General features: G+C 71.2%; 26 protein-coding genes and 1 pseudogene. 13 read left to right on the top strand and 14 right to left on the bottom strand.

Features of this window, described 5'->3' with window-relative positions; all coding sequences use genetic code 11:
* Positions 1 to 19 precede the first annotated feature (19 nt).
* From ACWDO5_RS14850 to ACWDO5_RS14830, 5 genes and pseudogenes are all read right to left on the bottom strand, one after another.
* Positions 20 to 748: pseudogene (locus ACWDO5_RS14850) on the bottom strand (DUF6596 domain-containing protein); the annotation flags it as partial.
* Between the two features lie 130 nt (positions 749 to 878).
* Complete coding sequence (locus tag ACWDO5_RS14845) at positions 879 to 1,670, bottom strand: ABC transporter permease (protein ID WP_450530679.1); 792 nt, start codon at positions 1,668 to 1,670, stop codon at positions 879 to 881.
* Positions 1,667 to 2,650: an ATP-binding cassette domain-containing protein gene (locus ACWDO5_RS14840; RefSeq protein WP_450530678.1), complete on the bottom strand. Its 984-nt coding sequence runs from the start codon at positions 2,648 to 2,650 to the stop codon at positions 1,667 to 1,669. The genes ACWDO5_RS14845 and ACWDO5_RS14840 overlap by 4 nt, the downstream gene beginning before the upstream one ends.
* Before the next feature lie 82 nt (positions 2,651 to 2,732).
* Positions 2,733 to 3,575: a DUF4097 family beta strand repeat-containing protein gene (locus tag ACWDO5_RS14835; RefSeq protein WP_450530677.1), complete on the bottom strand. Its 843-nt coding sequence runs from the start codon at positions 3,573 to 3,575 to the stop codon at positions 2,733 to 2,735.
* An 83-nt stretch (positions 3,576 to 3,658) separates the two neighbouring features.
* Positions 3,659 to 4,177 (bottom strand): toxin-antitoxin system HicB family antitoxin, encoded by a 519-nt coding sequence (locus ACWDO5_RS14830; protein WP_450530676.1) that lies wholly within the window; start codon positions 4,175 to 4,177, stop codon positions 3,659 to 3,661.
* A 126-nt stretch (positions 4,178 to 4,303) separates the two neighbouring features.
* On the opposite strand from ACWDO5_RS14830, the gene ACWDO5_RS14825 reads away from it, so the two are divergent.
* On the top strand, positions 4,304 to 4,561 hold the full coding sequence (locus tag ACWDO5_RS14825; RefSeq protein WP_450530675.1) for a hypothetical protein: 258 nt from the start codon (positions 4,304 to 4,306) through the stop codon (positions 4,559 to 4,561).
* Positions 4,562 to 4,571: 10 nt separating this feature from the next.
* Here the strand turns inward: ACWDO5_RS14825 and ACWDO5_RS14820 are convergent, their stop codons facing one another.
* On the bottom strand, positions 4,572 to 5,372 hold the full coding sequence (locus ACWDO5_RS14820; protein ID WP_450530674.1) for a nuclease-related domain-containing protein: 801 nt from the start codon (positions 5,370 to 5,372) through the stop codon (positions 4,572 to 4,574).
* Positions 5,373 to 5,486: 114 nt separating this feature from the next.
* On the opposite strand from ACWDO5_RS14820, the gene ACWDO5_RS14815 reads away from it, so the two are divergent.
* The 6 genes from ACWDO5_RS14815 (at position 5,487) to ACWDO5_RS14790 (ending at position 12,609) form a co-directional block, all read left to right on the top strand.
* Positions 5,487 to 7,811 carry a PBS lyase gene (locus tag ACWDO5_RS14815; RefSeq protein ID WP_450530673.1) on the top strand — a complete coding sequence of 775 codons (2,325 nt, stop codon included), beginning with the start codon at positions 5,487 to 5,489 and terminating at the stop codon, positions 7,809 to 7,811.
* Positions 7,808 to 8,107 (top strand): zinc-ribbon domain-containing protein, encoded by a 300-nt coding sequence (locus tag ACWDO5_RS14810; protein WP_450530672.1) that lies wholly within the window; start codon positions 7,808 to 7,810, stop codon positions 8,105 to 8,107. The genes ACWDO5_RS14815 and ACWDO5_RS14810 overlap by 4 nt, the downstream gene beginning before the upstream one ends.
* A gap of 149 nt (positions 8,108 to 8,256) precedes the next feature.
* Positions 8,257 to 9,639, top strand: a complete 1,383-nt coding sequence (locus tag ACWDO5_RS14805) for an FtsW/RodA/SpoVE family cell cycle protein (protein ID WP_450530671.1) — start codon at positions 8,257 to 8,259, stop codon at positions 9,637 to 9,639.
* The gene (locus tag ACWDO5_RS14800; RefSeq protein ID WP_450530670.1) at positions 9,636 to 11,096 is read left to right on the top strand and encodes a peptidoglycan D,D-transpeptidase FtsI family protein; all 1,461 of its coding nucleotides are present in this window, start codon (positions 9,636 to 9,638) and stop codon (positions 11,094 to 11,096) included. Before ACWDO5_RS14805 ends, ACWDO5_RS14800 begins: the two co-directional genes overlap by 4 nt.
* A gap of 5 nt (positions 11,097 to 11,101) precedes the next feature.
* Positions 11,102 to 12,151 (top strand): amidase family protein, encoded by a 1,050-nt coding sequence (locus ACWDO5_RS14795; RefSeq protein ID WP_450530669.1) that lies wholly within the window; start codon positions 11,102 to 11,104, stop codon positions 12,149 to 12,151.
* Positions 12,148 to 12,609, top strand: coding sequence for a DUF3291 domain-containing protein (locus ACWDO5_RS14790; protein WP_450530668.1), 462 nt, complete (start codon positions 12,148 to 12,150; stop codon positions 12,607 to 12,609). The genes ACWDO5_RS14795 and ACWDO5_RS14790 overlap by 4 nt, the downstream gene beginning before the upstream one ends.
* 95 nt (positions 12,610 to 12,704) lie before the next feature.
* Here ACWDO5_RS14790 and ACWDO5_RS14785 read toward each other — a convergent pair whose 3' ends face one another.
* Entirely contained in the window at positions 12,705 to 13,841 is a 1,137-nt protein-coding gene (locus ACWDO5_RS14785) for a ferritin-like domain-containing protein (RefSeq protein WP_450530667.1), read from the bottom strand.
* Positions 13,842 to 14,007: 166 nt separating this feature from the next.
* Here ACWDO5_RS14785 and ACWDO5_RS14780 point away from each other — a divergent pair, with 166 nt between their 5' ends.
* Complete coding sequence (locus ACWDO5_RS14780; protein WP_450530666.1) at positions 14,008 to 14,943, top strand: AurF N-oxygenase family protein; 936 nt, start codon at positions 14,008 to 14,010, stop codon at positions 14,941 to 14,943.
* Between the two features lie 29 nt (positions 14,944 to 14,972).
* Positions 14,973 to 15,701: a TetR/AcrR family transcriptional regulator gene (locus ACWDO5_RS14775; RefSeq protein WP_450530665.1), complete on the top strand. Its 729-nt coding sequence runs from the start codon at positions 14,973 to 14,975 to the stop codon at positions 15,699 to 15,701.
* 186 nt (positions 15,702 to 15,887) lie between these two features.
* Here ACWDO5_RS14775 and ACWDO5_RS14770 read toward each other — a convergent pair whose 3' ends face one another.
* Both ACWDO5_RS14770 and ACWDO5_RS14765 read right to left on the bottom strand, forming a co-directional pair.
* Positions 15,888 to 16,961, bottom strand: a complete 1,074-nt coding sequence (locus tag ACWDO5_RS14770; RefSeq protein WP_450530664.1) for a mandelate racemase/muconate lactonizing enzyme family protein — start codon at positions 16,959 to 16,961, stop codon at positions 15,888 to 15,890.
* Positions 16,962 to 17,003: 42 nt separating this feature from the next.
* Complete coding sequence (locus tag ACWDO5_RS14765; protein WP_450530663.1) at positions 17,004 to 18,242, bottom strand: hypothetical protein; 1,239 nt, start codon at positions 18,240 to 18,242, stop codon at positions 17,004 to 17,006.
* A gap of 124 nt (positions 18,243 to 18,366) precedes the next feature.
* Here ACWDO5_RS14765 and ACWDO5_RS14760 point away from each other — a divergent pair, with 124 nt between their 5' ends.
* From ACWDO5_RS14760 to ACWDO5_RS14750, 3 genes are read left to right on the top strand one after another with little or no spacing between them, the layout of a single operon-like run.
* Positions 18,367 to 19,530: a DegT/DnrJ/EryC1/StrS family aminotransferase gene (locus ACWDO5_RS14760; RefSeq protein WP_450530662.1), complete on the top strand. Its 1,164-nt coding sequence runs from the start codon at positions 18,367 to 18,369 to the stop codon at positions 19,528 to 19,530.
* Positions 19,531 to 19,535: 5 nt separating this feature from the next.
* Positions 19,536 to 20,279 (top strand): amidohydrolase family protein, encoded by a 744-nt coding sequence (locus ACWDO5_RS14755; RefSeq protein ID WP_450530661.1) that lies wholly within the window; start codon positions 19,536 to 19,538, stop codon positions 20,277 to 20,279.
* Positions 20,279 to 21,040, top strand: coding sequence for an amidohydrolase family protein (locus ACWDO5_RS14750; RefSeq protein ID WP_450530660.1), 762 nt, complete (start codon positions 20,279 to 20,281; stop codon positions 21,038 to 21,040). Before ACWDO5_RS14755 ends, ACWDO5_RS14750 begins: the two co-directional genes overlap by 1 nt.
* A gap of 93 nt (positions 21,041 to 21,133) precedes the next feature.
* Here ACWDO5_RS14750 and ACWDO5_RS14745 read toward each other — a convergent pair whose 3' ends face one another.
* Positions 21,134 to 22,099: a dihydrodipicolinate synthase family protein gene (locus tag ACWDO5_RS14745; protein WP_450530659.1), complete on the bottom strand. Its 966-nt coding sequence runs from the start codon at positions 22,097 to 22,099 to the stop codon at positions 21,134 to 21,136.
* Positions 22,100 to 22,180: 81 nt separating this feature from the next.
* Between ACWDO5_RS14745 and ACWDO5_RS14740 the strand changes: the two genes are divergently transcribed.
* Positions 22,181 to 23,179 carry an LLM class flavin-dependent oxidoreductase gene (locus ACWDO5_RS14740; protein ID WP_450530658.1) on the top strand — a complete coding sequence of 333 codons (999 nt, stop codon included), beginning with the start codon at positions 22,181 to 22,183 and terminating at the stop codon, positions 23,177 to 23,179.
* Here the strand turns inward: ACWDO5_RS14740 and ACWDO5_RS14735 are convergent.
* From ACWDO5_RS14735 to ACWDO5_RS14720, 4 genes are read right to left on the bottom strand one after another with little or no spacing between them, the layout of a single operon-like run.
* Positions 23,169 to 23,375, bottom strand: a complete 207-nt coding sequence (locus ACWDO5_RS14735) for a hypothetical protein (RefSeq protein WP_450530657.1) — start codon at positions 23,373 to 23,375, stop codon at positions 23,169 to 23,171. The genes ACWDO5_RS14740 and ACWDO5_RS14735 overlap by 11 nt on opposite strands.
* 15 nt (positions 23,376 to 23,390) lie before the next feature.
* Entirely contained in the window at positions 23,391 to 24,194 is an 804-nt protein-coding gene (locus tag ACWDO5_RS14730) for a carbohydrate ABC transporter permease (RefSeq protein WP_450530656.1), read from the bottom strand.
* Positions 24,194 to 25,150: a carbohydrate ABC transporter permease gene (locus ACWDO5_RS14725; protein ID WP_450530655.1), complete on the bottom strand. Its 957-nt coding sequence runs from the start codon at positions 25,148 to 25,150 to the stop codon at positions 24,194 to 24,196. The genes ACWDO5_RS14730 and ACWDO5_RS14725 overlap by 1 nt, the downstream gene beginning before the upstream one ends.
* Entirely contained in the window at positions 25,147 to 26,289 is a 1,143-nt protein-coding gene (locus ACWDO5_RS14720) for an ABC transporter substrate-binding protein (RefSeq protein ID WP_450530654.1), read from the bottom strand. Before ACWDO5_RS14720 ends, ACWDO5_RS14725 begins: the two co-directional genes overlap by 4 nt.
* Between the last annotated feature and the right edge of the window lie 175 nt (positions 26,290 to 26,464).

Genomic DNA, 26,464 nt, shown 5'->3' with positions numbered 1-26,464 from the left:
AAAATCCGAGCGCGACCCGTCAGCGACACCGGCGGGCGTTGAGCCGGGCGGCCTGGCGCGTCAGGTGGTCGCGCTCGGCGAGGTTGGGTGCCTTTTGGGCCGCCTCGGCGTACAGCCGTGCCGCCGTCGCCAGGTCGCCGTCGCGCTCGTGGAGGTACGCCGCCACCGCGGCGTGGCGGGGCAGTGAGTCGTCCAGCGCCACGAGCGCCGCCAGGCCGGCGCGCGGTCCGTCGGCCTCGCCGACGGCCACCGCGCGGTTGAGCCGGACGACCGGGCTGTCGGTCAGGCGCGCGAGCTCGTCGTACCACTCGACGATCTGCACCCAGTCAGTCTCCTCGGCGGTGGGCGCGTCAGCGTGGAGTGCCGCGACGGCGGCCTGGGCCTGGAACTCGCCCAGCCGGTCGCGGGCGAGGGCCGCCTGCAGGATCTCGACGCCCTCGGCGATCGACTCAGTGTCCCACCGGCCGCGGTCCTGCTCGGCGAGCGGCACCAGGCTGCCGTCGGGCGCGGTCCGGGCGGCGCGCCGGGCGTGGTGGAGCAGCATGAGGGCGAGCAGCCCCGCCACCTCGGGGTGGTCGATCGCGGCCGCGAGCTGCCGGGTGAGCCGGATGGCCTCGGCGGCGAGGTCGACGTCGCCGGAGTAGCCCTCGTTGAAGACCAAGCAGAGGACGCGCAGCACGGTGGCGACGTCGCCGGGCTGGTTGAACCGCACGCCGGAGACGGTGCGCTTGGCCCGGCTGATGCGGCGGCGCGGGCCCGGCAGGCGGCGGAGAACGCCGACGGGGCGGCGTACGCCGACGCGGTGTCGGAGTACGCCGCCCTGGAGTGGGACGAACTGCGGGCCGCGGCCCTCAAGCTGCTGACCGGTCCATCTCCCGCTACCTCGGGTCGCGGTTGAACAGCGACTTGGACCAGAAGTAGCCGAGCACGGCCAGCCCCAGGCACCAAACGACGGCCAGCCACCCGTTGTGGCCGATCTCGCTGCCCAGCAGCAGCCCGCGCAGGGTCTCGATGGCCGGGGTGAACGGCTGGTACTCGGCGATCGGCTGGAACCAGCCCGGCATCGCGTCGACCGGCACGAAGGCGCTGGAGAGGAGCGGCAGGACCATCAGCGGCAGGGCGTTGTTGCTGGCCGCCTCGACGTTCGGGCTGGACAGGCCCATCCCGACCGCGATCCAGGTGAGCGCCAGGGCGACGAGCGTCAACAGCCCCAACGCCAAGATCCACTCCAGGGCGGTGGCATCCGTGGCCCGGAACCCTATGGCCACCGCGACGGCCCCGACGAGGACCACGCTCATCACGCACTGCAGCACGCTGCCGACGACGTGCCCGATGAGCACCGACCCGCGGTGGATCGCCATCGTACGGAAGCGGGCGACGATGCCCTCGGTCATATCCGTGGCGACGGACACCGCGCTGCCGATCGTGGTGCCGCCGATGGTCAGCAGCAGGATGCCCGGGACGAGATACGCGATGTACTCGGACCGGTCCGCCCCGCCGTCCCCGATGCCGGCGCTCATCACATCGCCGAAGATGTAGACGAAGAGCAGCAGCAGCATGACCGGCGTGAGCAGCAAATTCAGCGTCAGGGACGGGTAGCGCCGCGCGTGCAGCAGATTCCGCCGCAGCATCGTGGACGAGTCGCGCACGGCGAGGGAGAGGGAGCTCATCGGACATCCTCCTTGGGCTGGCTGGGCACGCTGGAGCCGGTCAGGGCGAAGAACACGTCGTCGAGGTCGGGGGTGTGCACGGTCAGCTCGTCCGCCTCGATGCCGGCCGAGTCCAGCCAGTCGAGGATGGAGCGCAGCTCGCGCTGGCTGCCGTTGCTGGGGATCTGCAGCGCGAGCGCCTCGTCGTCCCTGGTGACGTCGCGCAGCGCGATGGCGGCGCTCTGGTACGTGGACGGGTCGGAGAAGCGGAGTCGCACGTGTCCGCCGGGGATGAGCCGCTTCAGCTCGTCGGCGCTCCCCTCGGCGGCGATCTTGCCGTCGTTCAGCACCGCGATACGGTCGGCGAGCTCGTCGGCCTCCTCCAGGTACTGGGTGGTGAGGAAGACGGTGACGCCGTCGGAGACGAGCTCGCGGATGATCTGCCACATGTTGTGGCGGCTGCGCGGGTCGAGGCCGGTGGTCGGCTCGTCGAGGAAGATGATCCGCGGGTTGCCGACGAGGGTCATGGCGATGTCGAGGCGGCGCTTCATGCCGCCGGAGTAGCTCTGGGCGGGCTTCTTGGCGGCGTCGACGAGGTCGAACCGCTCCAGCAGCTCGGCGGTGACCCGCCGCCCCTCGCGCTTGGACAGGTGGTGCAGGTCCGCCATGAGGAGCATGTTCTCCTCGCCGGTGATCAGCCCGTCGACGGCGGAGAACTGCCCGGTGACGCCGATCGCGGCACGCACCCCGTCCGGTGACGTGGCGACGTCGTGGCCCGCAACCTGGGCCTGCCCGCCGTCGGCCGCGATGAGCGTGGACAGGATCTTCACGGCGGTGGTCTTGCCGGCGCCGTTCGGCCCGAGCAGCGCGAACACGGACCCGGCCGGGATGCGCAGGTCGATGCCGTCGAGGACGGTCTTGTCGCCGTACGACTTGCGCAGACCGACGGTGGAGACGGCGGCCGGCGACGGGCGACCGTCGCCCTGTCTGGATGTGGGCATGACAGAAGTAGGCATGGGGCCCTCCCATTCGAAGGCTGAAGTGGCTGGGGGAGTGAGTGAGTTGAGGCCGGTTCTTCTGGGGTCAGGCCTTGGCGCGGCGGACGTCGATGTTGCCGTGCCGGGTGCGGGCGCGGACCTTGACGGTGTCCTCGGTCTTCTCCGGGGGCTCGGACGCGGTGAGCGTGTTGCGCACCTGTCCGGAGCCCGAGCTGACGTCGAGCCAGGCGGCCGTGCCCTCGCGGACGCCGACCTCGATGGCGCCGTAGGAGGTCTCCAACTGGACGGTGCCGCGGGCCACGTCGTCCACGCGCAGGGTGCCGTGGGCGGTGGTGGCGGTGACCGAGTCCTCGGCGCGCCGGATCTCGATGTCGCCGTTGGCGCCGCTCACCCGCAGCTCGCCGGTCGCGGCGCCGACGGTCGTGGTGCCGTGCGAGTTCTTCAGGACGGCGGGGCCGTCGACGAGGCCGACGCGCAGGCTGCCGGAGCTGGTGGTGATCTCGGCCATGCCCTCGACCCGGTCCACGGTGATCGAGCCGTGTGACGCGGTCAGCTGCAGCGGGCCGGTCGTGTCGAGGCGGACGTCGCCGGACGAGGTCTTCACGCGGACCTCGCCGAGCCGACCCTCGCCGAGCACCTGGGCCCAGGCGCCGGTCATGTCGATGCGCGAGCCCGTGGGCAGTTCGACCGTCACGTCGACGGTGCCGGTGCGGCCGAACAGATTGGGCTTGGGCGTCCTGACGGTCAGTACGCCGCTCGCGTACGTGACCTCGGCCTGGTCGGCCGCCCGTACGTCCTGGTCCCGCTTCGGGTCGCGGGGCCGCACCTCGACGACGGTGTCGAGGCGGTCGCCCGCGGTGAACTGGATGGAACCGGCCTCCACGTGCGCCGTGGCCGAGATCGGTTCGGGAGTGTCGAAAGATGGCATGGCTGTCCCGTCCTCTTGGGTCTTCAGGACGTCCCCGCTGGTGGGACGTGGTGTGGGTGAAGTGGTGCGGGGCGGGGGCGCGGCTAGCGCACCCAGCCCGTGAAGCTCTGTCCGATGGTCTGGGTCTTCTCCGTCGTACGCGGCCGGGTGCCGCCGTCGACCGCGGCCGACACGGCGCGCACCAGCCACGCGTTGACCGACAGGCCCTCGCGGGTCGCGGCCTCCTCGGCGCGGGCCTTGAGGTGGGCCGGCAGGCGCAGGTTGACGCGGGCGGTGCCGCCCTCGTCGCCGTCGGCCGGGGCCGGGGTCTTGAGCGGTTCGACGGGCGCGGCCGGCTCCGCGGGGGCGCCGCCGTCGGTGGGCGGCAGTGTCACCACGAAGTCGGGGTCGAGCCCGCGCAGCCGTACGTCGACCGAGCCGGGGGCGAGTTCGCGGGTGATCTCGTCCGTCGCGGCGGAGAGCACATTGAGCATGGTCAGCCGGGTCGCCGACTCCAGGGGAGCGGTGAGCCTCTCTGCCAGCTCGCGGGCTTCGTCGCCGCCGGCTTCGGCGGCCACCGCGAGTTCGCGGCGGAGGGTGTCGACATACGGAGTGAGGTCCATGACGCCATCATGGCACCACAATGGCTCCACGCGCAAGCCGTGAGGTGACATCTCTGGGTCGGTAGCTGACGTAACCACCCTGACCTGCGACAACACACTGGCGCCTACCTGAGTGATTGTGGCGCCATGCGTGCTCATGTGCTCTTGGGAGTGTGGAATGGCGCCGGGCGGCGCCGGATGGTGCCAAGCCGTGCCACCCGACGTCCCGCGCTGGCCGGCCGGACGAGCACCGGGACGGGGACGGCGATGGCGGTCGGCGTGGGCGAGGTCGAGTACCGGGCCGTGGAGCCGGGGCTGACGGCCGAGGTGGAGCAGGGCACGACGCGGCACACCGTGACCACTGTGCTGCGGCTGCGGCTGCGGCTACCCGAGGATCACGATTAGCAGGGCCGAATCACACGCGCAGCCAGGTGCGGCGGTCGCGCGCCGCCGCGTACAGCGCCTCGATGTCCGCGGGCTTCAGTACACCGCCGAGCCTGGCCAGCGCGGGCACGTCGTCCTCCCGCAGAATCCGTACGTCCGCCTGCGCGCGCAGCACATCCAGCCGCGCCGCCCCCACGACGGCGAGGACCGGGCGCACCGCCGCTGTCAGCGCGAGGGTCGCCCGCTCGGCCCGGCGGCGGGTCAGCCGCAGCAGCGGGCCCGGCACGCCGCGTCCCGCCCGCACCATCGGGTCGGCGATCCGCACCCGCCGCCGGCGGGCCGCCAGGGTGTGCACGGCCAGCACTCCGCCCGGGCCGACGGCCAGATGGTCGATACGGTCGGCGCCCGGCAGCGGCACCGAGTGAATGATCCGCCAGCCCGCGCCCTCCAGCCGGTCGAGGGTGTCGCCGAGCAGCTGCTGGGCGGCGAGTTCCGCGGGGCGCGGGTCCTGCCGGAGGCGGCGTCCGGCGGGGAGGTGGTCCAGCTCGGCATGGAGCGCCTCGCCGGGGCGGTTGGGGGCGAGGTCGTCGTCCGGGTGCAGGGACAGCCTGACGAGATCGGCGGAGGTGGGCACGGGCGGCGGCCCGACGGAGACCTCGCCGGTCAGATACGGGGCGAGGGCGGCCAGCGCATCGGCGCGGTGGCGTTCGGAGACCAGGCTGACGCGGCCGCTGTCCCTGTCGTACCAGGCGACGTTGCGGCCGTCCGGGAGGCTGACGTACAGCCGGTCCCGGCCCTGTCTGCGTGCCGGTGTGACGCGCAGTCCCTTCATGCCACCACCCCTCGACCATGGGAACAGCCGCGGGGCCTTCGGGGCAATAACCCCGCGATGTCGGAGCGGTGGTGCACACTCTCCCCAAGCGCAAGTTCTTGGGAGGGGGCGAGCGTGTTCGGGGGGATCGACGAGGTCGACTGGGCATCACTCGCGCACGCCTATGGGCCGGCGGACGATGTACCTCACATGCTGCTCGGACTCGCGTCCGCGGATCCCGCCGAGCGCGAGACGGCGCTCGACGGGATGTACGGAGCGGTGCACCACCAGGGCGATGTGTACGACTCGACGCTCGCCTGCATTCCCTTCCTCTTCGAGCTCGCGGAGAATCCCGCGGTCCAGGACCGGGGCGGCATCGTCGAGCTGCTGACCAGCATCGGCGGCATCGATCTGGACGGCGACGACGAACTGGACCCGGAGGACGAGGAGTTCGAGTACGCCGCGAACTACGCGATGGCCTCGTCCGCCGTGACCGCGGGCGCGGACGTCTTCCTCGCGCTGGTCGACGACGAGGACCGCGACTTGCGGCTCGCGGCTCCGCTCGCGCTCGCCACGCTGCACGACGATCCCGAGGTGGTGCTCGGACTGCTGCGGGAGCGGCTCGGCATCGAGCCGGACGCGGAGGTGCGGTTCGCCTGCGTGGAGGCCGCGGGCCGGATCGCGCTGCGCCACCGGCGGCTGGCGCCCGATGTGGTGGAGTGGCTCACCGGGCTGACCCGGGCGCCGCGCCGCCCAGGGCTGCGGCTGGCCGCACTCGCGCAGCTCGCCCGCTGCGCGCCGGACGCGCTGCCCGCCGATGTCGTGCCGGGAGTGACGGGACTGCTGCGAGAACTGCGCGCCGAGCCGGTGGCGGCAAGCCCGGTGGCCGAGTCGGTCGGCCCCGGCACGGAGTCGGCGGCCCCCGCCCCGGAGTCGGTCAGCCCCGGCGGCGAGCCCGCAGCACCCGCCCCGGAACCGGCGGGCCCCTGCGCGGAGTCGGTCGGCTCCCGCGCCGAGCCCACGCCGCCCGTCGCGGAACCCACGACACCCACCGTCGAACCCGCAGCACCCGTCGCCCGGCCGGCGGCACCCGCCACCGAGCGCGCGACACCCGCCCCGGAACCCGTGTCCGAGCGGCCGTCGACGCCCACCCTCCTCGGCCGGCTGCGCGAGATGCACGAGGCGGACCGGGCCGGCCGCGCCGCCCCCTGGGCGGCGGATCTGCTGCGTACGCTCCACTCCGGACTCGGCGACCGCGTCGACGACCGGATCGACCTGCTCGCCGACCAGTTGTGCAGCCCCGACTGGGGGCAGCGGATCGATGCCGTACGGATGAGCAGCGGGCTGCTGCGGACCTGGCGGGGTGCGTACGACGAGCTGGTCAGCCTGATCGGGGAGCAGCTCGCCGACCCGGAGATACGGCTGGCGGACGCGGCCGCGGCCGCGCTCGGGGAGCTGTTCGGCCTCGCCGCCCCCGCCGCGGACGCGCTGGCGGACCGGGTCGCCGCGGACCCCGGGGCCTGGGTGCGCGAATGGGAGAGCGGGCCGCCCACGCTCGGCAGCGCGCTCGCCGCGCTGGCCCGGGCGGGCGACCGGCGCGCGGTGCCGGTGCTCGCGCGGACGCTGGAGCTGCCCGAGGCGCCGCACGATCTGGGCTATGCGCTGGACCATCTGGGCGCGGCCGCGGCGTCGCTCGCGCCCGCGCTGCGCCGCCGGCTCGGCGAGATCGAGCTGGACGAGCGGCTCTACGACCGGGCCGGGCCGCTGCTGTACGGGCTCACGGCGCTGCGAGCCGCCGATGCGGTGCCCGAAGTGCTGCGGGTGCTGCGGGGCGCGCCCGACTGCCGCAGGGAGTGGGTGGCCGAGTCGGCGCTGCGGGCGCTCACGGCCTTCGGGCCCGGCGCGCGGGAGGCCGTTCCGGAGCTGCGGGCGCTCCTGCGCTGCGTGGGCGTCGGCTCCGGCTTCCCGGCGTCCCTCGCGGCGCGGACGGCCAGGGCGCTGTGGGCGATCGAGGGTGACGCCGAGCCCGTACTGCCGGTGCTGCGCGCGGCGCTGTCCGGCGCGGACTCCGGGGCCCGGCGGTCGGCGGCGACGGCGCTCGGCGCGCTGGGGGCGGCGGGCGAGGAGGCCGCCGGGGCGCTGGGGGACCTGCTGGGGGCGGCCGAGCCGTGGACCCGGGTGGACGCGGCGATCGCGCTGTGGCGGGTGACGGGCGATCATGGGCTGGCATGGCCGGTGCTGCTGGCAGCATGGGAGGGGCTGCCGAACACCCGGGTCCCGATCGCCGGGTGTCTGGCGGAGCTGAGGGCCGAGGGCGCGGAGCGGATCCTGCGCGACGAGCTCGCGGCCGTACGCCGTCACAACGCGATCGACGGCGGGTTCGGCAGCCATGACATCTTTACGGATGAGAAGCTGCTGGCCCTGTGCCGGCGGGCACTGACGAGGGAGAGAACAGCATGATCATCTTCGGCACCAAGGGCTACCTCTACCAGCTGGCGATACTCACGCTGGTGTGCGGGAGCTGCGGCAATCCCTCCGCGCACACGCTCAGGAAGCGCGTCACGAAGTTCACGCTGTTCTTCGTGCCACTGTTCCCGTTCTCCACGAAGTACGCGACGCAGTGCACGTTCTGCGGCATGGAGCAGCAGGTGACCAAGGAGCAGGCGGAGCAGCTGCAGCTCCAGGGCGCGGGCGGGCCGGGCGGTCAGGCGTACGGGCAGCCGCAGCAGCCCGGCCGGCAGCCCCACCAGTACTGACAGAACCTCGAGCCCGAGTTCGCGCCGCCTGCGGTACGCCGCGCTGCCGACGGCGCTGAACCGCCCACGCCCTGACGGTCCGTCGGCTCTTCTTCGGCGCACTATGCCATAAGGGGACATAAGGCTTGCGTCTTGCTACGTTGCGTGGCATGACCGCAACGACGGCGAGGGACGCTCCTCCGCCCGAACTACGCCTCCCCAAACGGCGCGGCGTCGAGCTCTCGCTCCTCGTCTGCGCCGTTCTCACGTGCGTCTACGGCTACGTCGATGTCGGCCTGACGAAGAACAGCGCGGTTCCGCCGGACGCCATGCGCTACGGAGCAGGCCTCGGCGTACTGGCCCTCCTCGCGCATCTCGCCGTGCGCTTCCGTGCCCCCTACGCCGACCCGCTACTGCTGCCCATCGCGGTCCTCCTCAACGGCCTCGGCCTGGTGCTCATCTACCGTCTCGACCTGGAGACCCCGCACGACAAGGCCGCACCCGCCCAGCTGATCTGGTCCACCCTCGGTGTCGCGCTGTTCATCGTGGCCGTCGCCATCCTGCGCGACCACCGGGTCCTGCAGCGCTACGCGTATCTCTCGGTCGTCGCCGCCCTCGTCCTGATGATCGTGCCGATCTTCTTCCCCGCCGTGAACGGCGCCAAGATCTGGATCCGGATCGGCGGACTCTCCTTCCAGCCGGGCGAGTTCGCCAAGATTCTGCTCGCCGTCTTCTTCGCCGCGTATCTCGCGGCCAACCGCAACGCCCTGGCCTACACCGGCCGCCAGATCTGGCGGCTCCAGCTGCCCACCGGCCGGGTGCTCGGCCCGATCGTCGCGATCTGGCTGCTCAGCGTCGTCGTACTGGTCCTCGAACGCGACCTCGGCACCTCGCTGCTCTTCTTCGGACTCTTCGTGATCATGCTGTACGTGGCGACCGGCCGGACCGGCTGGATCGCCGTCGGCCTGCTGCTCGCGGCGGCCGGCGCGTTCGCCGTCGGCACCCTCGAACCACACGTCCACAGCCGGGTCGAGGACTGGCTCGACCCATTCGCCACCATCAAGGCGGGCCAGGGCCCCAGCCAGGTCGCCCAGTCGCTCTTCGCCTTCGCCGCCGGCGGGATGCTCGGCGCGGGCCTCGGTCTCGGTCACTCCATCCTCATCGGCTTCGCCGCCAAGTCGGACTTCATCCTCGCCACCGCGGGCGAGGAGCTCGGCCTGGTGGGGCTGACCGCGATCTTCATGCTGTACGCGCTGATGGTGGCGCGCGGCTACCGCGCCGGGCTCGCGCTGCGCGACCCCTTCGGACGACTGCTCGCCGTCGGGCTCGCCTCGATCATCGCCCTCCAGGTGTTCGTCATCGCGGGCGGCGTGATGGGCCTGATCCCGCTGACCGGAATGGCGATGCCCTTCCTCGCCCAGGGCGGTTCGTCCGTCGTCACCAACTGGATCATCGTGGCGCTGCTCGTCAGGATCAGCGACTCGGCCCGCGCGCCCCACCCCGACGTGGTCGATACGGGCGTCATCGCCCCGGTCCTGGAGGGCGAACGGTGATCCCCTACATCCGGCGCGCCGCCGCTCTGTGTCTGCTGCTCCTGGTCGCGCTGCTGCTCAACGCCGCCCGCGTGCAGATCATCGAATCCCCGTCGCTCGACAAGAACCCGGCCAACCGGCGTCTGGCCATTGCCCGTTACGACGAGCCGCGCGGCGACATCCTGGTCGGCGGCAAGCCCGTCACCGACTCCAAGGACAGCGGCCAGCAACTGCGCTACGAACGCACATACACCCAGGGCCCGCTGTACGCGCCCGTCACCGGCTATGCCTCGCAGACGTACGGCACCTCCCTCATCGAGAACGCCGAGGACGGCGTCCTGACCGGCACGGACACCATGCTCGCGCCGCTGCCCTTCTGGAACGACATCAGCCGCATCCAGCAGCCCGGCGGCGATGTCGTCACCACCATCAAGCCCTCGATGCAGCGCGCCGCGTTCGACGGGCTCGGCGGCAAGCGGGGCGCGGTCGCCGCGCTCGAACCGTCGACCGGGAAGATCCTGGCACTGGTCAGCAGCCCTTCGTACGACCCCGGGCTGCTCTCCGGTACCGGACCGCCGGTCAAGACCGAGTGGGCGAGGCTCAATGCCTCGGGCAGCCGGCCGATGCTCAACCGGGCCATCCGGCAGACGTATCCGCCCGGCTCCGCCTTCAAGATCGTGACGGCGGCGGCCGCGCTGGAAGCGGGTGTGGTCACGGACGTCGACGCGCCGTCCGGCGCGCCCGATCCGTATGTCCTGCCCGGCACCAGAACGACGCTCCCCAACGCGACGGACGGCTGCGGCAACGCCTCGCTCGCGTACGCCATCCAGTGGTCCTGCAACACCGTGATGGCACATCTCGGGGTGAAGGTCGGCCTGGCCGGAATGCTGGACACGGTGGGCAGGTTCGGCTTCAACGACCGCAGGCTGCGGATCCCCTCGGTCGTCGCCGTGTCCAACTTCGACCGCCATATGACCGTTGATCAGCTGGCGCTCTCCTCGATCGGGCAGTTCGACACCACGGCGACGCCGCTGCAGATGGCGATGGTCTCGGCCGCGGTCGCCAACGGCGGGGATCTCAAACGCCCCTACCTGGTGAACCGGGTGACCAGGTCTGACGGCGACACGGTCGCGCGGAACTACCCGCAGTCGTACCAGCAGGCGATGAACCCCGCGACCGCGCAGCAACTCCAGCGGATGATGGTCCGGGCCGTCGAGGAGGGCACCGGTGAGAACGCCGCGATCGAGGGGGCGACCGTGGGCGGCAAGACCGGTACGGCGCAGCACGGCTTCGACAACTCCGGTCGGCCCTACGCCTGGTTCATCTCCTGGGCGCAGGCGGCCGACGCGGGCCGGCCGGCGGTCGCGGTCGCCGTGGTCATCGAGGAGGACGTGTCGGCCGACCGCGGCGAGATCAGTGGCGGCGGCAGCGCGGCTCCGATCGCGCGCGCGGTGATGGAGGCGGCGCTGCGAGACTGACCCGTATGAAGGTGGAGGAGGCCCTGGAGCGGATCGCGCAGCTCGACCCTGAGCTGTGCGCGTTCATCGAGGTGTGGGGCGAAGCGACTGAGGCACGCGAGGTGTCGCCCGAATTCCCCCTTGCCGGGCTGCCGTTCGCGGTGAAGGGGCCCTTGGGTATCCGCTCGTACGCGGCCCGGCGTTTGATCGCGACGGGCGCGGTGCCGGTCGGCTCGACGGCGGTGCCGGGCCCGGGCACGTACTGGCAGACCTGGGGTCTCGGCGCGCACGGCCGCACGGTCAACCCCTGGCGCCCGGACCGTACACCGGGCGGCTCGTCGGCCGGTTCGGCCGTGGCGGTCGCGGCGGGGATGGTGGGCCTGGCCACCGGCAGCGACGGGGCGGGGTCGGTGCGCATCCCGGCGGCCTGGTGCGGGGTGTTCGGCCTGAAGACGACGAACGGCCTGCTGCCGTCGCCCGACCGGACCGGCCTGGCGTCGGCGGGGGTGCTGACGCGTACGGCGGCGGACGCGCGGGCGTATCTGCGCTGCGTCCTTGACGGGTACGCGGATGCGCGGCTGCCGTTCCCGGTACGGGCGCGCTGGTCGCCCGACCTGGGTTTCGCGCGGACGGACCCGGAAGTGGAGTCCGTCGCGCGGGCGGCGGTGGAGCGACTGGTCTCGGCCGGAGTCGTACGCCTCGACGAGCGGCCGTTCGCGCTGCTCGACCCGGTGGACGCCTGGCAGGCGGTGCGGCGCGGGGAGCCTTCGGCGGGGTCGGCGGTGCGCACGGAGAACGACCGCCGTCTCGGCGCGCTCTTCGCGGAGGCGGAGCTGCTCCTCACCCCGGCCACCCCGAACCGCCCGCACGGCCACGACGGCCCGGGCGAGCTCTACTCCACCGCCCTGACCTGGGCGTTCAACCTCAGCGGCCACCCGGCGGCAAGCATCCCGGCCGGCTTCACGAGCGACGGCTGCCCGGCCGGCCTGCAACTGGTCGCGGCGCGCGGCGCGGACATCTCGCTCCTCGAAATGGCGGTGGCCTGCGAGCGGCACACGATTATGGTGCGCCCATGACCACGGCCTACGAGCTCGCCCAAGTGAACATAGCCCGGCTCAAATTCCCGCTGGACTCCCCGGAGTTGAAGGACTTCGTCGACGGCCTGGACCCGGTGAACGCCGTCGCGGACGCGGCGGACGGCTTCATCTGGCGGTTGCAGAGCGAGACCGGCAATGCCACGGATGTGCCGGTCCTGGGGGACGAGTGGCTGATCGTGAACATGTCGGTGTGGCGGGACACCAACGCCTTGGCCGCGTTCATGTACCAGGGACAGCACCGGGAGCTGCTGGGGCGGCGCTACGAGTGGTTCGAGCGTGTCCAGGACGTCATGACCACGCTGTGGTGGGTGGAGCGGGGCCACCGCCCGACGGTCCAGGAAGCGGAAGAACGCCTGCTCCACGTACGTGAACACGGCCCGACGCCACGGGCGTTCACGCTGCGGACGAGCTTCCCGCCGCCGACGGCGCAGCAGTGATCAGCCCGGCTGCTACCCGCGGCGGTTGACGGCGGTGAGGTCGATGTCGAGGGGGAACGGAAGGTCCACCTTGAGCTGCTTGTGGTGGATGCCGGTTAGGGCATAGGGCACGCAGAGCTCACCCCCGCCGCCTGCGCGCCCTCCGCGATCGCCTCCTCCACCTCCGTGGCCCGCGCCTGCTCCTCCGTCGCGAAGCGTTCGCGGTCGAGCTGCTCGGCGATCTCCTCGTCCTGGGACATCAGGAGGTCGAGGTTGGCGTCACCCATCTCGAAGACGCCCATGTCCAGATACGCCTTCTGCATGCGCTCGCCCCACAGCCCGATGTCCTTGACGCACGGCACGATCCGGCTGAACAGCAGCTTCCGGAACAGCTGCAGGAATTCGGACTGCTCGGAGAGCTCCGCCGCCTCGGCCTTGGGGATGCCGAAGTTCTCCAGCACCTCGACTCCGCTGAGCCGGTCGCGCATCAAGTAGCAGCCCTCGATGACGAAATCCTCGCGCTCGCGCAGCTCCGCGTCGCTGAGCTCCTTGTAGTAGTCGCGCAGCGCCATCCGCCCGAACGCGACATGCCGGGCCTCGTCCTGCATGACGTAGGCGAGGATCTGCTTCGGCAGCGGTTTGTCCGTCGTGTCCCGGAGCAGGCCGAACGCGGCGAGCGCGAGCCCTTCGATGAGGACCTGCATACCCAGGTACGGCATGTCCCAGCGGGAGTCGCGCAGCGTGTCGCCGAGCAGCCCCTGGAGATTGTCGTTGATCGGATAGAGCATCCCGATCTTCTCGTGCAGGAAGCGGCTGTAGATCTCCGCGTGGCGGGCCTCGTCCATCGTCTGGGTGGCGGAGTAGAACTTCGCGTCCAGATCGGGCACCGACTCCACGATCCGCGCCGCGCACACCATCGCGCCCTGCTCGCCGTGCAGGAACTGGCTGAACTGCCAGGAGGTGTAGTGCCTGCGCAGCTCCCCCTTGTCCTTCTCGGTCAGCTTCGGCCAGTGGCGCGAGCCGTAGAGCGTGAGCGCCTCGTCCGGGGTACCCAGCGGGTCGTACGGATCGACCTGTTGGTCCCAGTCGATGCGCTTGACGCCGTCCCACTGCTTGTCCTTGCCCTTCTGGTACAGGGCGAGCAGTCGGTCGCGGCCGTCTTCGTACTCCCAGCTGAAGCAGGCCGCGCCGGAGGCCGGGACCTGCCAGTGGAGGCTTTCCGGGGCGTGCGTGTAGCGGTCGTGTGTCGACACTGACGGCTCCTTCGCCTTATATCCCATATCACTACGGCCAGTTGGCAGGCTCACACGTTGGTAGACGTCCAGTCAACAAGTCGCGCGCAAGGGATTGACGGCCTTGCTGACAGGAAGTCTCATAAAGGTTGACGTTGCTCACCCCACCCGCGAGGTGCCCTCAGCCATGACGACAGTGACCGAACGCGACGTGCAGCTGCTCCGCGACGCACTCGGCCCGCTCCGGGACCGGGAGCAGGTCGCCCAGCGCCTCCTCGAGTCCTCCGCCAAGCACTCCTTCGACCCGGACAAGGAGCTCGACTGGGACTCCCCGTTCGAGGAGGGCAAGTGGTTCTGGCCGCCGGAGCTGCTCTCCCTCTACGACACCCCGCTGTGGTACAAGATGTCCGAGGAACAGCGGCTGGAGCTGGCCAGGCACGAGGCCGCGTCGCTCGCCTCGCTGGGCATCTGGTTCGAGATCATCCTGATGCAGCTGCTGGTCAGGCACATCTACGGCAAGTCCGTGACCAGCAGCCATGTGCGGTACGCGCTCACCGAGATCGCGGACGAGTGCCGGCACTCCATGATGTTCGCCCGGTTGATCCAGAAGGGCGGGGCGCCGGCGTATCCCGTACCGCGGCTCTACCACAATCTGGCGCGCGTCCTGAAGACCGTCTCGACCACACCCGGTTCGTTCGCGGCGACGCTGCTCGGCGAGGAGATCCTCGACTGGATGCAGCGCCTCACCTTCCCGGACGAGCGCGTCCAGACCCTGGTGCGCGGCGTCACCCGCATCCATGTGGTGGAGGAGGCGCGCCATGTGCGGTACGCGCGCGAGGAGTTGCGTCGGCAGATGGTGACAGCGCCGCGCTGGGAGCAGGAGTTCACACGCCTCAGCTGCGGGCAGGCGGCACGGGTCTTCTCGGTCTGCTTCGTGAATCCGCAGGTGTACACGGACGTCGGCCTCGACCGGCGCGAGGCGGTTGCCCAGGTGAAGGCGAGCGGCCACCGCCGCGAGGTGATGCAGTCGGGCGCGAAGCGGCTGACGGACTTCCTCGACGACATCGGCGTCCTGCGGGGCCCGGGCCGCAGGCTCTGGAAGAGCTCCGGTCTCCTCGCGTAATCCAAGAACGGGGCGGTTACGCTGCGAGCATGACCAGTCCCACTCCAGCGACCCGTGCGTACCGACGGCTCAGCGTCGAGGAGCGCCGCAGGCAGCTCCTCGACGCCGCGCTCACGCTCTTCGCGCACCGGCCGCCGGACGAGGTCTCCCTCGACGACGTCGCCGAGGCGGCCGGGGTCTCCCGACCCCTCGTCTACCGCTACTTCCCCGGGGGCAAGCAGCAGTTGTACGAGACGGCTCTCCGCTCCGCCGCCGACCAGCTGGAACTGTGCTTCACCGAGCCGCCCACGGGACCGCCCACCGAGCGGGTCTCCCGGGTCCTCGACCGCTATCTCGTCTTCGTCGACGAGCACGACGCCGGGTTCAGCGCGCTGCTTCGCGGTGGCAGCGTCGCCGAGACCTCCCGTACGACGGCGATCGTCGACGAGGTGCGGCGGGCCGCGGCCGAGCAGATCCTCGTCCACATCGGCGTGTCCCGGCCGGGACCGCGGCTGCGGATGATGGTGCGCACCTGGATCGCGGCCGTCGAGGCGGCGTCGCTGATCTGGCTGGACGAGGAGAAGCAGCCGTCGGCGGACGAGCTGCGGGACTGGCTGGTCGACTATCTGATCGCACTGCTCGCGGCGACGGCGGCGAGCGACGAGGAGACAGCGGAGGCGGTCAGGCAACTGGTGGGGCTGGAGCGGGCGGCGGGTCCGGTGGGGGTGCTGGCGCGGCGGGTGGGGCCGGTGGTGGGGGACGCGGCGGGCCTGCGGTAGCGGGCGTCGGGCTGGGGGTTGCGCCTGCGGCGGCGCCCCGCCCCTTCCCGAACTGGGGCTCCGCCCCAGACCCCGGTACGCCCTTCGGGCGTGTCCTCAATCGCCGGACGGGCTCCATTGGAGCCCCGCCGGCGATTGAGGCGCGGGGTCGGGGTGGAGCCCCAGCCGTGCCCGCGGCCGCGCGAGCTACAGGTCGTGGCCCAGGCCCGGTCCCACCGGCACGTCCACCCACCCCGTGTCCGCCGCCGCGAACGCCGTCGGGGCCAGCGGTTCCGTATGCACCAGCAGTGGACCCACCAGGTCCGCCGGGACCGTGGCATGCGGCAGGGCGGCCGCCAGATGGGCCGCGGCCAGGGTGGCGACGCCCAGTTCCGGCATGGTGCCGATCTTCACGGCGAGGCCTGCCGACTCGGCGAGCGCGGCGATCTGCCGGGCCCGGTGCAGCCCACCCACCTTGAGGATCTTGATGTTGAGGACATCGGCCGCCCCTCGGCGGACGATCTCCAGGGCGTCGTGCAGCGAGTGCAGGCTCTCGTCGGCCATGACGCGCGGGCCGCCGAGGCTGCGCAGCGCGGCCATGCCGGTCAAGTCCCAGCGGGGCAAGGGCTGTTCAACCAGGTCGAGCCCGGCGTCGGCGAGCCGGCCGACGGTCCGGCCCGCGATGCCGGGGTCGTAGCCCTCGTTCGCGTCGAGGCTGAGCTCCACAAAGTCCGGCACGGCACTGCGCACGGAACGGACCAGTCGCACATCCCGGTCCGGGTCCTCACCCCCCTTCACCTTGATGTGGGTGAAGCCGCGTGCGGCGTACGCGGCCGCCTCCTCGACCATCTCCTCGACCGTTCCGAGACCGACCACCCAGGTGGTGGGGACACGCGGGCGGACACAGCCGCCGAGCAGCAGGTGCACGGGCCAGCCCGCCGCCCGCGCCGCCACATCGTGCAGCGCGATGTCCAGCGCCGCCTTGGCCAACCGCTGGCCGCGGATGGCGGCGTCCATGGCGGCGTGCGCTCCCGCCAGGTCGCGGGCGTCGCGGCCGATCAGCGCGGGGGCGGCGTGCTCGGTGAGCGCCGCCTCAAGGCCGGCGAGGGTCTCGCCGGTGTACGCGGTCATCGGGGAGGCCTCGCCGAAGCCGGAATCGCCGTCTGCCGTGCGTACTTCGACGACCAGGCTGATGAGTTCGGGGCTGTTGCCGCTGCTGATGACGAAGGGTCGCCGGTAGGGGGCCCTGACAACGCGGGTGTGAACCGAGACGATCTTCAAGCACGGCTCCTTCAAGTTACGGCCCGGACCGTAAGGGCGGGCTTAGAGGCGTACGCGGTAGACGATCGGCGGGCGGCCGGTCTGGCCCAGCTGCCGGCTGCCCGTCGGTACGGCCACCCCCGCCCGCTCCAGGCGCTTGAGGATGCGGCGGGCCGTACGCTGCTGGACGGCAAGGTGCTCCGCCACGCGGTGCGCGGTGATGCCCTCGTCCTCCTCCTGAGCGGCCAGTTCACGCAGCCGGTCCAGCGTCTTGGGGTTCAGTCCGACGCGGCGGGCGAGCGTGACCGTGCTCTCCGGCCCGGCCGCCGCCGCGGACAGCGAGGACCCGGAGCGTTCCGCGTCGATCACGATGTCGACGTCGTCGGTCATCGAGACGACGCCGGCCACCGGGCCCACCGAGCGGGCCCGGTTGACCGCGCGCCTGGCCAGCGATTCGGCCTCCGCGGCGGTGCGGCCGAGGCCGAAGCCCACATGAGCGGTGCCGTGCCGGGCAGCGAGGTCGTCGAGGAAGGGGAGGCGGGTGAACTGCTTGCTCACCTCCTCCAGGACGCCCCGGGTGGTGACGACCAGCCGCTGCCCGTCCGCCAGATCGGCGAGGCTGCCACCCAGCACTCGCAGATCCGCGGCCAGTTCACCGTCGGCCGCCGGAAGATCGATGATGCCGAGGGCGACCTGGGCGTCTCCGCTGTGCTGTCCCGCGGTGGCGAGCACAAGGGCCTGGAGCGTGGAGCGTATGGAGTGCCGGGACGGCGCGAGACGTACGGCGTGCATCTCGTGGTCGAGGAGATGGAAGGCCGAGCCGAGGCAGATGAGGGCCACCCGGGTCTGCTTCCTGTCCCGCGCGGCGAGATGGAACTCCGCCAGGTCCCGCGAGGTCAGCCCGGGCCGGTAGGGCAGTACATGCACATGCTCGGTGGGCAGCTTGGCCTCGGTGAGCGTCTCCATCACCTCGCTGCGGCGCAGCGTGTCGATGGAGATACGGGAGACGTCGTGGCCGAGGCGGAGCAGTTCGACCAGGGCACGCAGCAGGGTCGCGCCGCTGTAAGGCACATACATCGCGGGCCGGTCGACGATTCCGGCAGCGGTGGCGAGCGTGTGCGGCACAACGCCGGTGAAGAGCAGCGCGTCCACCTCGGCCTGCGTCCTGTCGACCACGTCGAGGGTCTCGTCCTCGTGCCGGTACGGGAAGGGCACCAGCCGGTCCGCCCCGGCCGAGCCGCCGACCGCGACCACCTTGTGCACGAGGTCCTCGGGACCGATGACGCCGACCGTGAGAGCCATCGGCCGGTCTCCGTTCTTCTGGAGTGGTTCTGAGGTACTTCTGGACGGGGTTGACGCCCGGCAACCGCGGCTTTAATTTCGGCCCAGGCCATAACCGCATGCTTGCGGAGAGGATAGTGCCCCGATGCCCGAACGGGAAATGCCGCTGCCAGACGTTCTCGGCCCGCGCGGCCGCACCTTCGGCGAGGAGGAACGGGCCGCGGTGCTGCGCGTCCTGGACTCCGCGGTGCTGTGCAGCGCCTTCGGCAGTGAAGCACGTTCCCTTGAAGCCGAGATGACGCGGTTGTACTCCAGCGGGTCCCGCGAGACCCTCGAGTCCCGCGGGGAAACGGTCGCCTGCAGTTCGGGTACGGCCGCGCTGCATCTGGCGGTCGCGGCGGCCGGGGTGGGCCCGGGCGACGAGGTGATCACCACGCCGCTCTCGGATTTCGGCACAGTGGCGCCGGTCGTCGCGCAGGGCGGCCGGGTGGTGTTCGCCGACGTACGCCCCACGGACGGGAATCTCGACCCCGGCGCCGTCGAGGCGGCGCTCACCCCGCGCACCAAGGCCGTCATCGCCGTGCATCTCTTCGGCGCCGCCGCCGACATCGACGCGCTGCGTGCCATCTGCGACCGGCACGGACTTGTGCTCATCGAGGACTGCGCGCAGGCCTGGCTCGGCGAGGACAGCACCGGCCGGCTGCTCGGCACGGTCGGGGACATCGCCTGCTTCAGCCTTCAGCAGTACAAGCACATCACCGCGGGCGACGGCGGCCTCGCGCTCACCGACGACCCCAAGCTCGCCCGCCATATGCGGCTGTTCATGGACAAGGGCTGGGACCGCACGGAGGGCCGGATCCACCGCGAGATGGGCCTCAACTACCGGATGACCGAGCTCACCGCGGCGGTGGCCCGCGCCCAGCTCGCCAAGGTGGCTGACGTCGTACGCGTGCGCCGGGAGCGGGCAGGCCAGCTCGTCGCCGCGCTCGCCGGGCTCGACCGGGTCACCGTCCCCGAGCCGCTGCCGGGCCACGCGTGGTGGCTCTTCCCAATGCTCGTCGACGACAACTCCCGCTGGGCGAAGGACCTTGAGGCCGAGGGCGTCCCCACCATGCCGGGCTATCTCGAACGTCCGCTGTACGCCAATCCCGCCCTGCCGGGGTACCCGCCGGGGCTGTGTCCGCAGGCGGAGCAGCTGATCGGCCGGACCCTGCTCGCCCTCCCCTGGAACGAGGGATACACCGAGGCGGACGTGGAGCACATCGCCCGCGCGATCCGCACCGTCCACGACCGGGCCTGCGCACGGTGACCGCGGTGAGCCCCTACGACTGGCTGCGGACCGCTCCCGAGGAGCTCATCGGCTGGGACGTCGACGTGCTGTACGGCCCGTGGCCCAGGCACCACGCCGACATCGGCCTCGCCGAGGTCAGGGCCCGCCTCGCCCGCTCCCCCGTCTCCAGGGCGCTGGCCATGTCGACGCGGGGAGCGCTCTTCGACGACACCGCGGGCAACATCCGTACGGTCAAGGACCTCGCCGACTGCCCCGAGCTGCTGCCGGTCGGCACCGTGGATCTGCGGGACGCGCTCGCCGCCGATGAGCGTCTTGACGCCCTGGACGCGGAAGGGGTGCGCTTCTTGCGGCTGTTCACCCAGCAGCAGGACGTGGAACCGGACTTCCCCGGCTACCGGCATGTGATCGGGCAGGCCGTCGCCCGCGGTCTTGTCCTCCTGCACGACGGGGACCCGCGCCACTACGGGCCGGTGCTCGCCGGCCGCGGCGCGGATGTCGTCTTCCTCGACGTGCACTCGTATGTGCTGGCCGACTTCCTGCTGCTCGCCCGGAGCGAACCAGGGTTCCGGGCCACCACCCGGCTGCTCTCCGCCCCCGACGCGATCGAGCGGGTCGTCGACACGGCCGGCGCGCGCCATCTGGTCTTCGGCTCGCGCACCCCCTTCATGGACATCTCCCCGCAGACGCTGCGGCTGCGCTACGCGGACATCGGAGAGACCGAACGCGCGGCGATCGCGGGCGGGAACGTCGAGGAGCTGCTGGGCTGATGCCGATCATCGATGTACATGCGCATGTGGGCCCCTGGCCGTTCCACATGGACACCGGCGACGCGGCGTTCAACATCAGCCTGATGGACAAGTACGGCATCGATCTGCAGTTCGTGTCGGCCGCCGAGGCGGTGGTGTACGACGCCGTGGCGGGCAATGCCGCGCTGCGCGAGGTGCTGGCCGTGCACCCGCGGCTGCTCGGCTACGCCGTGGTGAACCCGAACCGCATCGAGGAGAGCGCCGAGGATCTGCGACGCTGTCTGGACACCGGCCGGTTCGTCGGCGCGAAGATCCACACCCACTACCCGGGGCGGCTCATCGGCACCCGGGAAATGGCCGAGGCCTTCGACCTTGTCGACGAGGCGGGGGTGCCGCTGCTGCTGCACACCTGGGGCCCCGAGGTCGCGCTGCTGCCCGAACTGCTGGAGAGCCGGCCGCGGCTGCGGATCATCATGGGCCACGCGGGCGGCGACGCCTGGCGCGAGGCCGCGCACGCGGCGGCGGCGTGCGACCGGCTCTACCTCGAACACTGCCGTACGGTCGCGGACGCCGGCCGGATCGACTACGCGCGCGCGGCGGGAGTCCCGGTGGAGCGGCTGCTGTTCGGGACGGACGCGACGCTGATCGACCCGTCGGTGTCGCTGGGGGTGATCCGGGATGCGGGCTTTACGGACGGGGAGCGGGAGGGGGTGCTGTGGCGCAACGCAGCAGGGCTGTTCGGCCTGGAGGGGGTTCTTCCCCCACCCCGCCCCTTCCCGTAACCGGGGCTGCGCCCCGGAGCCCCGAATTTCAGCCCCGCCGGCGATTGAGGCGCGGGGTCCGGGGCGGAGCCCCGGTTCAGGCGGCCCCCCGGGTCAGGCCTCGTCCGCCTCCTTCGACAGCTCCTCCAGGCATTCGACCACGGCCTGCCGCTCCCCCACCGGCAACCCCGGCCCGTACGGATCACACGCCGCCGACTCCGGAAGCAGCCCCTCCCACACCGCCGCCCACAGCATCCGCTGCACGTACCCCTCGATGGGCGCCAGGAACGTCGCCTCCGCGAACCGGTCCAAGCGGCCCGACGCGCGCACGAAACCGGCGTGGTCGCCCGACCGCCAGGCGTCCAGCACCGCGCTCGTCAGGCCGACCCGCGCCGCCGCGATACCCACCAGCGCCGAGTCCGCGCCCCACATCAGGGACGGGCCGAACATCCGGTCCTCACCGGTGACCACCAGCTTTCCGCTCTCCCCGGCCGCGCGGATCGCGTCCTGGCACGCCATCGCCCGGTCCAGGGTGGCGAGTTTGATCCCCGCGGCCGACGGCAGCGTCAGTAGCCGGCGGATCAGCGCCGGCGGATACGGATAGCCGCCCGCCTCGCCGTGCAGGAAGAAGCCGAGCACGGGCAGCCCGCTCTCGGCGGCAACGCTCTCGTGCAGCCGTACGGCCTCGTCGTCGTCCCCGTCGAGCTGCGCGAGCGGATAGACCATGACCGCGTCCGCACCGCCCTCCGCCGCCTGCACGGCCATGGCGACCGTGGCGAACACGGCCTCCTGCGTGGTCCTGGGGCGAACCGATCGTGGCACCCCCACGCCGGCCACGATCGGCCCTTCGACCGCCTCTCGCCAGATGCTCAGCACCTGCTGACGGTCGGGTTCGGAGAGATGAAGACCGCGGCCCGTGTGGGCCCATACCGCGACGCCGCCGATCCGCGCGGCCGCGATCCGCTCCGCGTAGCCGCGCAGCGCGTCCAGGTCCACGACTCCCCCGGGATCCATGGGGGTGGCCACCGCGGGCAGTACGGCACCGCGCAGCCTGCGCACCAGGCTCTCCGTCGCAGACATGAGCGATCTCTCCCGTCTGTTGCGGTCGTTGCCGACACGCTAGCCTTTACGGCCCGGACCGTAAAGGAAAGGCCAGCGAGAATGCCCAAGCGCCCCATGCGTCTCGGCCTGTACGTCAATCTCTACGCGGACAAGGCCGACCGGCCCCGGCTCGCCGACGCGGTGGAGCAGGTACTTCTGGCCGAACAGGCCGGATTCGACTGGGTGGTGCTCGGCGAACGGCATCTGCACCGGCCCGGATACCACGAGGCCCTCACCTCTTTGGCGTATCTCGCCGCGCGCACCGAGCGGATCGGACTCGCGACGGCCGGGCTGATCGCGCCCGTCTACCAGCCGGTGTGGCTGGCCGAGACCCTCGCCCACATCGACGTGCTGTCAGGCGGGCGGCTCACGGCGGGATTCGTACTGGGTTACCGGCCCGAGGAGTTCACGCTGTACGGCACCCAGCCGCGCGAGCGCGTGTCGCGCTTCGAGGAGTGCCTGGAGCTTGTCACCCGGCTGTGGACGGAGGACGAGGTCACCCACCGCGGCCGCTGGACCTCGGTGGACGAGGCCTTCCTGTCGCCGCGTCCGGTGCAGTCGCCGCGCCCCCGGATCTGGAACGGCGGGCGGGTGCCGGCGGCTCTGGAGCGTACGGCCCGGATGTGCGACGGCTGGACGACCTCCTTCAACGAACTCGACTCCGAACTCCCGGAAAAGATCGCGGAGTACCGCTCCTACCCGCACGGCGCGGCAAGTCTGGGCGCGGAGGTCATCGTCTGCCGCGAGGGCTATGCCGCGCCCTCCTCGCAGCAGGCCCGCTCCGCCCTGGAGGCGCCGCTGCGCGGTCTGTACGACGCCTACGGCGACTGGAAGCGCACCTCCGCCGATGCCGCGCGCTACGCGCAGCAGTGGGACGACATCGAGGCGCGCTCCGTGATCGGCTCGGTGGATCAGTGCGTCCAGCGTCTGGGGGCGTACGGCGAGATGGGCGCCGACGGTGTGGTGCTGCGTATCCAGCCGCCGGGCATGCCGCAGACGGACGCCCTGAGCGCGATCGAGGCGTTCGGGTCCGAGGTGCTGCCGCGTCTCAACGGCTGAACGCGCGCTGCCGGAAACCCTGCTGGCCCAGGAGCGCGGCGCGGGCGATGTCCGCCATGGCTGCGTCGTCGGCCATCAGCATCGGCTGGCGCACCCAGACGACCGTGTCCTCGGCCGCCTCCGCGACGGGACACGGACCCATCCGCGCGGCGTACGGGGCGAGCGACATGTCGAGGCCCTCCACCTCGTCCAGCACCCGGCGGAGTGACGGTCATGTCTTGAGGCCGGTGGTGGCGATCGAGTCCGTCAGATACCGCTGCAGCAGTCCGAAGACGAGCAGACAGGGGATCACTGTGATGGTCGCCCCGGCCATGATCTGGTTGACCGCGACGTTCTCGCCTTCGAGGGTGGCGAGGCCGACCGTGAGCGTGCGCATCTCGGAGGACTGGCCGATGACGAGCGGCCACAGGAAGTCGTTCCAGTGCCAGAGGAAGACGAAGACGCCGAGGGTCGCCAGGACCGGCCGGATCAGCGGGATGACGACGGTGGTGTAGATGCGCCACTCCGAGGCTCCGTCGATCTTCGCGGCCTCGAAGAGTTCGTCGGGCAGCTGCTGGATGAACTGCCGCATGAGGAAGACCGCCTGGGAGTTGGCGAGCGTGGGCACGATCATTCCCCAGTACGTGTCCACGCCGCCCAGCTCCGAGACGAGGATGTAGTAGGGGATGAGGGTGGCCTGGAACGGCACCATCAGGGTCGCCAGGAACGACCAGAACAGCACCTCGCGGCCCGGGAACCGCTTCTTCGCGAAGGCGTATCCGGCCATGGACGAGAACAGCAGGATGAGCGCGACGGAGACCACCGAGTAGATCAGTGAGTTGACCGCCCAGCGCATGATGTCCGCGCTGCCGAGGACGTCGGAGAAGTTCTGCCAGGTGGCCCGGGTCAGGTCGAACGCGCCCGGCAGCGTCTGCCCGCCGGGCGGCGCGAAGGCGACGAGCACCATCACCACGAAGGGGATGACGGTCACGAGCGCCACGAGGACGAGCAGGACGGGCAGTCGCAGCCGCGCCATCAGTCCGCCTCCCTTCCGATGAGCCGTCGCTGGATGAGCGAGAAGATCAGTACGACGAGGAAGAGCACCAGGCCGATCGCGCTCGCGTAGCCGAAATCGAAGAACTTGAAACCGGAGTCGTAGAGGAAGTAGACGAGCGAGTAGCTGGAGCGCACGGGTCCGCCGGCCGTCATCACGTACATCTGGTCGAAGACCTGGAAGGAGCCGATGGCCTCGATGACGAGGACGAAGAACAGCACCGGCCGCAGCAGCGGAAGAGTCACCCAGCGCAGCCGCTGCCAGCCGTTCGCCCCGTCGATGGTGGCCGCCTCGATGACGTGCTGCGGGATCGACTGGAGTCCGGCCAGCAGGATCAGCATCGAGTAGCCGAAGCCCTTCCACGCGGAGGTGACCGCGATCGAGGGCAGGACGAGGTGCTCGTTGCCGAGGAAGTCAACGGGGCCGGGGCCGAGGGAGATGAGGCCGAGCGCGGCATTGAGCAGGCCGTCCTCGACCTCGTAGATCCATTTCCAGATGACGGCGGCCAGCACGATGCTGGTGACGTACGGCAGGAAGAACACCCCGCGGAAGAACCCACGCGCCCAGACGGTGCGGTGCAGCAGCAGGGCCGTGCCCAGGGAGAGCAGGACGGTCAGCGGCACGAAGAACGCGGTGTACAGGGCGGTGACGCCCAGGCTGGACCAGAACAGGTCGTCGTCGAGGAGACGGGTGTAGTTCTCGGCCCCGATGAACTGCCATTCGCCGTTCAGCCGGTAGTCGGTGACCGAGAGGAACGCCGCGCCGAGGGTCGGTCCGAAGCGGAAGACGATGAACAGCAGCAGCATCGGGGCCACGAAGACGAGCCCGACGCGGGCCTCGCGCCGTCGTACGGCCCTGTTGAAAGAGCTCCTGCCGGGCGGGGCCTTGCGGGGAGGGGCCCCGCCCGGGGAGGTCTTGGTCAGGGACGTCTGGCTCAACGCTGCCGCGCCAGGAGGTCGTCGGCCTGCTGGGCCGCCGCGTCGAGGGCTTCCTTGGGGCTCTTCTTACCGGTCAGCGCGGCCTGGATTTCGGGCGCGATCAGTGACATCAGCTGGCGTGCGGTGGGGTTGGGCTCACCGGGGTAGGCGTTGGCGAGCGCCTCCTGGAACTCCTTGGCGTGCGGGGCGTCGCTCGGCACCGTGACGTCCGTACGCGGCGAGAGGAAGCCGCTGGCCTTGCCCATGCTCTGGAGCTGTTCCGGCTTCGTCATGAAGGCGAGGAACTTCTCCGACCCGGAGACGTTCTTGGACTTGGCGTTGATGCCGAGCCCGCCGGGGATGCCGAAGGTCACCTGCTTGGCCCCGGTGAGCGGCGGACCGACGACGACGTTCTCCGCGCCCCAGGCCTGGGCCGCGGTCGCGGCGTCCGCCGGGGTGTTGGAGAAGCCCATCGCCGCCTGCTGCTTGCCGAGCGCCTGGTCGGCGATGACGTTGGAGTTGGTCAGGGCGGACTTGGGGATCGCGCCGGCTTTGTACAGGTCGGTGACGAAGGTGAGGGCCGCGACGCCCTCGGGCCCGTTGAAGGCGACTTTCTTGCCGCCGTCGGCGAAGACCTTGCCGCCCGCCTGCCAGAGCAGCGGATAGAAGTTGAGGTTCAGTGTCGCTTCGTTGCCCGCGGAGTAGTCGAGGGCCGCGGCGCCCGCCTGCTTCAGTTTGGGGGCGGCCGCTTTGATCTCGTCCCAGGTGGCCGGGGGCTTGGTGATGCCCGCCTGGTCCAGCAGCTTCTTGTTGTAGAGCGTGGTGGTGACGGTGTGGTAGATCGGCGCCGCGTAGACCTTGCCGTCCCGCTTCATGGCTTCGAGGGCGGCCGGCAGGAACTTGTCCTCGGTGCCCCCCAGCGCCCCGTCGACCGGCCTGATGGCTCCATTGCTCAGATACTGCGGGATCTGGTCGGGGCCGAGCAGCACGACGTCCGGGCCCTTGCCGCTGCTGAACGCGGTGGCGAGCTTCTCGTCGCGGTTCTCCCACGGCTGCTGCTCCACGGTGAGCTGCACGCCGGGCTCGGCCTTGGCGAAGTCCTTCTCGATCTGCGTCCAGTAGGCGGAGTTGGCCTGGGGGTCGGCGATCACCGGGTACATCCAGACGGTGACCTTCTTCGACCCCGAGCTGCTGTCGCCGCCGCACCCGGCGATCAGGGCGGCGAGCGTGAACAGCGCGAGTGGACGACATCGGCGAGAGCGCGTACCCGTACCGGGAGATCGAGTACGCGTACACCTACGGCCAACCGCCCGCCGACTCGCTCGCCTCCAGCTT

It is taken from the genome of Streptomyces sp. NPDC000880 (assembly GCF_053599675.1).
The sequence above is the reverse complement of the archived record's forward strand: the minus strand, read 5'-3'. Positions and strand labels throughout refer to the sequence as shown.

Coding starts and splice junctions, on each gene's coding strand:
- ACWDO5_RS14775 (WP_450530665.1), top strand. CDS start 14,973: ATGACCAGTCCCACTCCAGCGACCCGTGCGTACCGACGGCTCAGCGTC.
- ACWDO5_RS14720 (WP_450530654.1), bottom strand. CDS start 26,289: ATGTACCCGGTGATCGCCGACCCCCAGGCCAACTCCGCCTACTGGACG.
- ACWDO5_RS14765 (WP_450530663.1), bottom strand. CDS start 18,242: ATGGCTCTCACGGTCGGCGTCATCGGTCCCGAGGACCTCGTGCACAAG.
- ACWDO5_RS14790 (WP_450530668.1), top strand. CDS start 12,148: ATGACCACGGCCTACGAGCTCGCCCAAGTGAACATAGCCCGGCTCAAA.
- ACWDO5_RS14825 (WP_450530675.1), top strand. CDS start 4,304: ATGCGTGCTCATGTGCTCTTGGGAGTGTGGAATGGCGCCGGGCGGCGC.
- ACWDO5_RS14835 (WP_450530677.1), bottom strand. CDS start 3,575: ATGCCATCTTTCGACACTCCCGAACCGATCTCGGCCACGGCGCACGTG.
- ACWDO5_RS14740 (WP_450530658.1), top strand. CDS start 22,181: ATGCCCAAGCGCCCCATGCGTCTCGGCCTGTACGTCAATCTCTACGCG.
- ACWDO5_RS14840 (WP_450530678.1), bottom strand. CDS start 2,650: ATGCCCACATCCAGACAGGGCGACGGTCGCCCGTCGCCGGCCGCCGTC.
- ACWDO5_RS14820 (WP_450530674.1), bottom strand. CDS start 5,372: ATGAAGGGACTGCGCGTCACACCGGCACGCAGACAGGGCCGGGACCGG.
- ACWDO5_RS14830 (WP_450530676.1), bottom strand. CDS start 4,177: ATGGACCTCACTCCGTATGTCGACACCCTCCGCCGCGAACTCGCGGTG.
- ACWDO5_RS14730 (WP_450530656.1), bottom strand. CDS start 24,194: ATGGCGCGGCTGCGACTGCCCGTCCTGCTCGTCCTCGTGGCGCTCGTG.
- ACWDO5_RS14810 (WP_450530672.1), top strand. CDS start 7,808: ATGATCATCTTCGGCACCAAGGGCTACCTCTACCAGCTGGCGATACTC.
- ACWDO5_RS14795 (WP_450530669.1), top strand. CDS start 11,102: ATGAAGGTGGAGGAGGCCCTGGAGCGGATCGCGCAGCTCGACCCTGAG.
- ACWDO5_RS14845 (WP_450530679.1), bottom strand. CDS start 1,670: ATGAGCTCCCTCTCCCTCGCCGTGCGCGACTCGTCCACGATGCTGCGG.
- ACWDO5_RS14750 (WP_450530660.1), top strand. CDS start 20,279: ATGCCGATCATCGATGTACATGCGCATGTGGGCCCCTGGCCGTTCCAC.
- ACWDO5_RS14745 (WP_450530659.1), bottom strand. CDS start 22,099: ATGTCTGCGACGGAGAGCCTGGTGCGCAGGCTGCGCGGTGCCGTACTG.
- ACWDO5_RS14780 (WP_450530666.1), top strand. CDS start 14,008: ATGACGACAGTGACCGAACGCGACGTGCAGCTGCTCCGCGACGCACTC.
- ACWDO5_RS14760 (WP_450530662.1), top strand. CDS start 18,367: ATGCCCGAACGGGAAATGCCGCTGCCAGACGTTCTCGGCCCGCGCGGC.
- ACWDO5_RS14805 (WP_450530671.1), top strand. CDS start 8,257: ATGACCGCAACGACGGCGAGGGACGCTCCTCCGCCCGAACTACGCCTC.